Origin of the sequence: Methylobacterium sp. WL103, assembly GCF_008039885.1 — a bacterium.
GTDB lineage: Bacteria > Pseudomonadota > Alphaproteobacteria > Rhizobiales > Beijerinckiaceae > Methylobacterium > Methylobacterium cerastii.
This window is the reverse complement of the sequence record NZ_VRUX01000339.1, coordinates 1-4,728: the sequence shown is the minus strand read 5'-3', so window position 1 is coordinate 4,728 and position 4,728 is coordinate 1. Positions and strand designations below refer to the sequence as shown.

At 72.0% G+C, this 4,728-nt stretch carries 5 protein-coding genes; 1 reads left to right on the top strand and 4 read right to left on the bottom strand.

Annotation, left to right across the window (positions count from 1 at the left end; translation table 11 throughout):
• Nucleotides 1–450 precede the first annotated feature (450 nt).
• The 4 genes from FV222_RS17860 to FV222_RS31895 form a co-directional block, all read right to left on the bottom strand.
• The gene (locus FV222_RS17860) at nt 451–924 is read right to left on the bottom strand and encodes an SRPBCC family protein (RefSeq protein WP_147753872.1); all 474 of its coding nucleotides are present in this window, start codon (nt 922–924) and stop codon (nt 451–453) included.
• A 170-nt stretch (nt 925–1,094) separates the two neighbouring features.
• Entirely contained in the window at nt 1,095–2,141 is a 1,047-nt protein-coding gene (locus tag FV222_RS17855) for an aldo/keto reductase (protein WP_147753871.1), read from the bottom strand.
• A 197-nt stretch (nt 2,142–2,338) separates the two neighbouring features.
• Nucleotides 2,339–3,505: an acetylornithine deacetylase gene (gene argE, locus FV222_RS17850; RefSeq protein WP_147815303.1), complete on the bottom strand. Its 1,167-nt coding sequence runs from the start codon at nt 3,503–3,505 to the stop codon at nt 2,339–2,341.
• A gap of 116 nt (nt 3,506–3,621) precedes the next feature.
• A complete protein-coding gene (locus FV222_RS31895) occupies nt 3,622–4,263 on the bottom strand; it encodes a CatB-related O-acetyltransferase (RefSeq protein WP_147764740.1) in 642 nt (213 codons plus the stop codon).
• A 250-nt stretch (nt 4,264–4,513) separates the two neighbouring features.
• Here FV222_RS31895 and FV222_RS17840 point away from each other — a divergent pair.
• The coding region (locus FV222_RS17840; RefSeq protein ID WP_147815302.1) for a hypothetical protein at nt 4,514–4,728 on the top strand (215 nt) is incomplete at its 3' end.

Below are 4,728 nucleotides of genomic sequence, written 5' to 3'. Positions count from 1 at the left end.
AGGCCGCGACGACAGCGGGCGCCGCGGCCTTCTGCTGGCAGCCGGCGAGCGCGCCGGCGACGAGGAGGGCGGCGAGCGAAAATCCAGAGATCTTGGTCGGCACGGGCGGCTTTCCCTGATACGGCGCAGCGTGCGCCGGACGGTTTTTGAGCCCGCGCCGCCGGCCGGTCAATCGTTCGATGCGATCCGCCAGTGCGTCCGTGGATCGCCCAGTGGACGTGCGTCCCCCCTCTCCCCGCACGCGGGGAGAGGGCCGCGACGACCCCGTCGTCGGCGCGGCGAGGCGGCAGCCGACGGTGAGGGGGCTTCGACGAGAGAGGCTCGTCCGTTCGCTCCCCCTCACCGCCGCTTCGGCTTCGCCTCCGCTTCCCGCAGGCACGACAAGGTGCCTGCGGGCCTCTCCCCGCGAGCGGGGAGAGGGGAAGCCCGAGCAGATCTTGTTTCGCCGGCTTACTTCGCCTTGTCGGCGATGGCCTTCAGGCCCGACTCGTAGATGCCGGAGATCGCGTCGGTGGCGACGGTGTCCGGGGCGCCCTTGGCGTTGAAGGTGCCGGTCCAGCTCAGCTTCGAGCCGGTGCCGTCCGGGGCGACCGAGAGGGTCGACTTGTAGTCGGAGACCGGCAGCGGGCCGGACAGGATCGTGTAGGTGTAGCTCATCACCTTGTCGTCGCGGGAGACCTGCTCCTCGACCAGCGTGCCGCCGCCCTTGAGCGAGAGGGTGCGGACCTTCATGCCGTCCTTCTCGGAGGGCACGCACTTCTCGACCGCCGGGTGCCAGTCGCCGATGCCGCAGAAGTCGCCGATGGTCTGCCAGACCTTGGCGGGCGGGGCGGCGACGGTGGCGGTCTTCGCGACGTCGATGGCGTAACCCGGCACCGTGCCGGCGACGAGCGCGAGGACGGGCAGAGCGAGGGTCCGGATCATGATGGGCGTCTCCGACGAAATGGCGGCGCGCGCCGGAGGACCCGGCGCCGACCCTCTTGGGGGCAGGCACGAGCTAGGCCTCGACCCCCGCCGTGGCAATGGCGGCCGCCCGCAAGCGATCGCGGGTGGGCGGATCGCGTCACCTCGGGTCCGTCACGCTGGCTTCGTCGTCATCGGGCGTTCTTGCGCCCGGCCTCGGCGAGCTGCTTCGCCCGCGCGCCTTGGGTCTCGAACATCCAGCCCGGGTACTCGCGCGGCAGCACGCTCACCGCGTCGAGGGCGTCGAGCTCGGCCTCGCTCAGGTCCACCTGCGTCGCGGCAATGTTGTCGTCGAGCTGGTCGAGGCGCTTGGCGCCGACGATGACGCTCGACACCACGCGCCGGTGCAGCAGCCACGCCAGCGCGATCTGTGCGATCGACACGTTCCGGGCGGCCGCCATCGGCCGCATCGCGTCGATGCAGGATTCGGCGCGGCTGCGCTCCACCGGCGGGAAGTCGAACGCGGCGCGGCGGCCGTCTCCGTTCGCGTCTCCGGAATACTTGCCCGAGAGCAGGCCGCCGGCGAGCGGGCTCCAGACCATCAGGCCAAGGCGCTCGCTCTTGAGCATCGGCACGATCTCGCGCTCGAGGTCGCGGCCGGCCAGCGTGTAGTAGGCCTGCAGGCTCTCGAAGCGGGCCAGCCCCTCGCGCTCGGAGATGCCGAGCGCCTTCACGATCTGCCACGCCGCCCAGTTCGAGACGCCGACGTAGCGGACGTGGCCGTGCTGCACGAGGATGTCGAGGGCCCGCACCGTCTCCTCGATCGGCGTCGCCGGATCGAAGCCGTGGATCTGGTAGAGGTCGATGTGGTCGAGCTGCAGCCGCTTCAGGCTCGCCTTCACCGCATCGAGCAGGTGCACCCGTGAAGCGCCGCGGGAATTCGCACCCGTGCCGGTCGGCCCGTAGGCCTTGGTCGCGACCACCACGTTCTCGCGCGGCACCTTCAGGTTCTTCAGGGCCTGGCCGGTGATCTGCTCCGACAGGCCCTCGGCGTAGACGTCCGCCGTGTCGAGAAAGTTGATCCCGGCATCGATCGCGCGGCCGACGAGGCGCTCGGCTTCCGCTTGGTCGAGCGCACCGATCTGCCGCCACATCCCCTCCCCACCGCCGAAGGTCATCGTGCCGAGGCAGAGTTCCGAGACGAAGAGGCCGGTCCGGCCGAGCTTGTTCTGGCGCATGGGGTGTCCTGTGGGGATCGCCGTCCCGGCTCCCTCTCCCGTTCGAGAGAGGGTCGGGGTGAGGGGACAGGTTCATCCGGAGAGGGCTCGCCCCTCACCCTGCCCCTCTCCCGAACGGGAGAGGGGACCTGCGTCCCCACCGGAAGCGGCGGTTCGACTTCGATAGATAGGGCCGCCCCGTGCCGGGTCGACCGGCCTCACCCCGCGCGGCTGTCGGCGATCAGCCGGCGCACGAAGGCGGCGCAGGCGTCGAGCTCGGCGAGCGTGATGAATTCGTCGGCCTTGTGGGCGCGGGCGATCGAGCCGGGGCCGATCACCACCGCCGGCACGTCGCCGAGCGCCTGGAACAGCCCGCCCTCGGTGCCGAACGAGACCTTGGCGTGGCCGTTGCGCCCGGCGAGGCGCTTGGCCAGCGTCACCAGCTCGGAATCGACCGCGGTCTCGAGGCCGGGATAGTCGATCAGCGGCGCGATCTCGACGCCGCAGGACGGGTCGCGCCCGGCCATCTCCGTAGCGAGCGTTTCGGTGGCGAAGGCGATCGCGCTGCGGGCGAGCGCACCGGCGTCGTCGGCGCCGATGGCCCGGAACTCGAAGTCGACGCTGCAGAGATCGGGCACGATGTTGAGCGCGGTGCCGCCGTGGACGACGCTGCTGAGCCCGGTCGTGTGCGGCACGTCGTAGAGCGGGTCGCGGGCGCCGGACGCGGCCAGCGCGTCGGCCGCCTGCTTGACGTGGAGGATGAAGCGCGCGGCATATTCCACCGCGTTGACGCCGGACGGCGCCAGCGCCGAGTGACAGGCCTTGCCGCGGAAGGTGACGCGGGCGGCGTGCTTGCCCTTGTGCCCGGTGACGACCTCCATGCCGGTCGGCTCGCCGACGAAGCACCCGAGCGGCGCGAGCCCCCTATCCCGCATCCGCGCGATCAGGGGGCGCACGCCGAGGCATCCGACCTCCTCGTCGTAGGACAGCGCGATGTGCAGCGGACGGGCGAGCGGCGCCGCCGCCATCTCCGGCAGGAGCGCGAGGCAGACGGCCAAAAAGCCCTTCATGTCCGAGGTGCCGCGGCCGTAGAGGCGTCCGTCGACCTCGGCGAGCTGGAACGGGTCGTGGGTCCAGGCCTGGCCCGCCACCGGCACCACGTCGCTGTGGCCGGACAGCACGTAGCCCGGCACCTCGGCCGGCCCGACCGTGATCCACAGGGCGGCCTTCTCGCCGGTCTCGTCCACCACCCGCTCGACCGCGGCGCCGTGGCTCTCCGCGAAGTCCTGGACCCAGTCGATCAGCGGCAGGTTCGTCAGCGCGCTGGTGGTGTCGAACGCCACGAGGGTGGCGAGGATGTCCCTGGGCGTGGGTGCGGTGGGCATACGGTCCTTCGACGGCGCGGCGCGGCGGCCGGGAGGCCGGCACTCAAGGGGATGACGAGAGGGATAGCGAGAACCGGCCCCGACGCGCAACGGCGACGGCGCACCTGCGCCCGACCTCACGCCTCGGGTTTCGGTTTCGGTTTGCGCGGCCTGGGCGCCCGCTTGCGCGCGTCCGGCACGGCCTCGGCCCGCGCCAGGAAGGCCTCGATGTCGGCGCCGAGGATCAGCGGCAGGTGGTCGGCGATCCGCGCGTCGTCCCAGGCCCACCAGCACACGCGCAGCAGCCGCGCGATGGTCTCGGCATCGAAGCGATGGCGCAGGACGGTCGCCGGGTTGCCGGTGACGATGGCGTAGGCCGGCACGTCGCGGCGCACCACGGCGCCGGCGCCCACGACCGCCCCGCTGCCGACGGTGACGCCGGACAGGATCGTGCTGTTGGCGCCGAGCCAGACCTCGTCGCCGAGCACGACGTCGCCGCGCGTGGCGTGGTCGTGCGCGCCGGCCGCCGCGTTCGGCCAGAAGGCGGCGAGCGCCTTGAACGGGTAGGTGGTCACGAGGTCCGTGCGGTGGTTGCCGAGCGCGATGGTGACGTTCGGTCCGATCGAGCAGAAGCGCCCGATGTGAAGCCGTGCCGATTCCGGCTCCAGCACCCGCGGGTTGCCGTAGCTGTGCGCCCCGACCGTCCAGCCCCAGCGCGCGATGCTGCGGGCGAGGTGAAAGGCGGTGAGGTCGTCGAAGACCGGCTTCGGCTCGATCATGCGGCGGGGCTCTCGGTCGGCGCCGCGCGGGGGCGGCCGCGTCGGTCTACCACGGATGAGGCGGGGCTCCGGCGCGGCGAGGTTCGACGGGGCTGTCGTTCCCGCGCTCTCCCATGCCGAAGCTACCGGGGCGGCACAGGGGCGGACGGGGGCCGTGGCGATACGGTTCAGATCGGCGGCCGCGACCATGGATATTGAACAACCCGGTCGCGACGCCGTTGCTCACACATAGAAACCCGGAGGAAACTTGATGTCGTACAAGACTCTCGCGCTCGCCGCCTGCCTGATCCTGCCGCTCGGCGGCACTGCCTTCGCCCAGACCGGCACCACCGGAAGCCCCAGCGCGGGTCCGACCGCAGGCGGCACCGTGAACTCCGGCGGCACCACGGGCACGACGGGATCCACCGGCGGCACGATGAGCGGCTCGGCCGGCACGATGGCCCCGGGCGCCGGCTCGCCGCCCCC

What these genes read in the sequence shown, in the direction of transcription:
- FV222_RS31895 (WP_147764740.1), bottom strand. Translation starts at nt 4,263, where the DNA reads ATGATCGAGCCGAAGCCGGTCTTCGACGACCTCACCGCCTTTCACCTC.
- FV222_RS17860 (WP_147753872.1), bottom strand. Translation starts at nt 924, where the DNA reads ATGATCCGGACCCTCGCTCTGCCCGTCCTCGCGCTCGTCGCCGGCACG.
- argE (WP_147815303.1), bottom strand. Translation starts at nt 3,505, where the DNA reads ATGCCCACCGCACCCACGCCCAGGGACATCCTCGCCACCCTCGTGGCG.
- FV222_RS17855 (WP_147753871.1), bottom strand. Translation starts at nt 2,141, where the DNA reads ATGCGCCAGAACAAGCTCGGCCGGACCGGCCTCTTCGTCTCGGAACTC.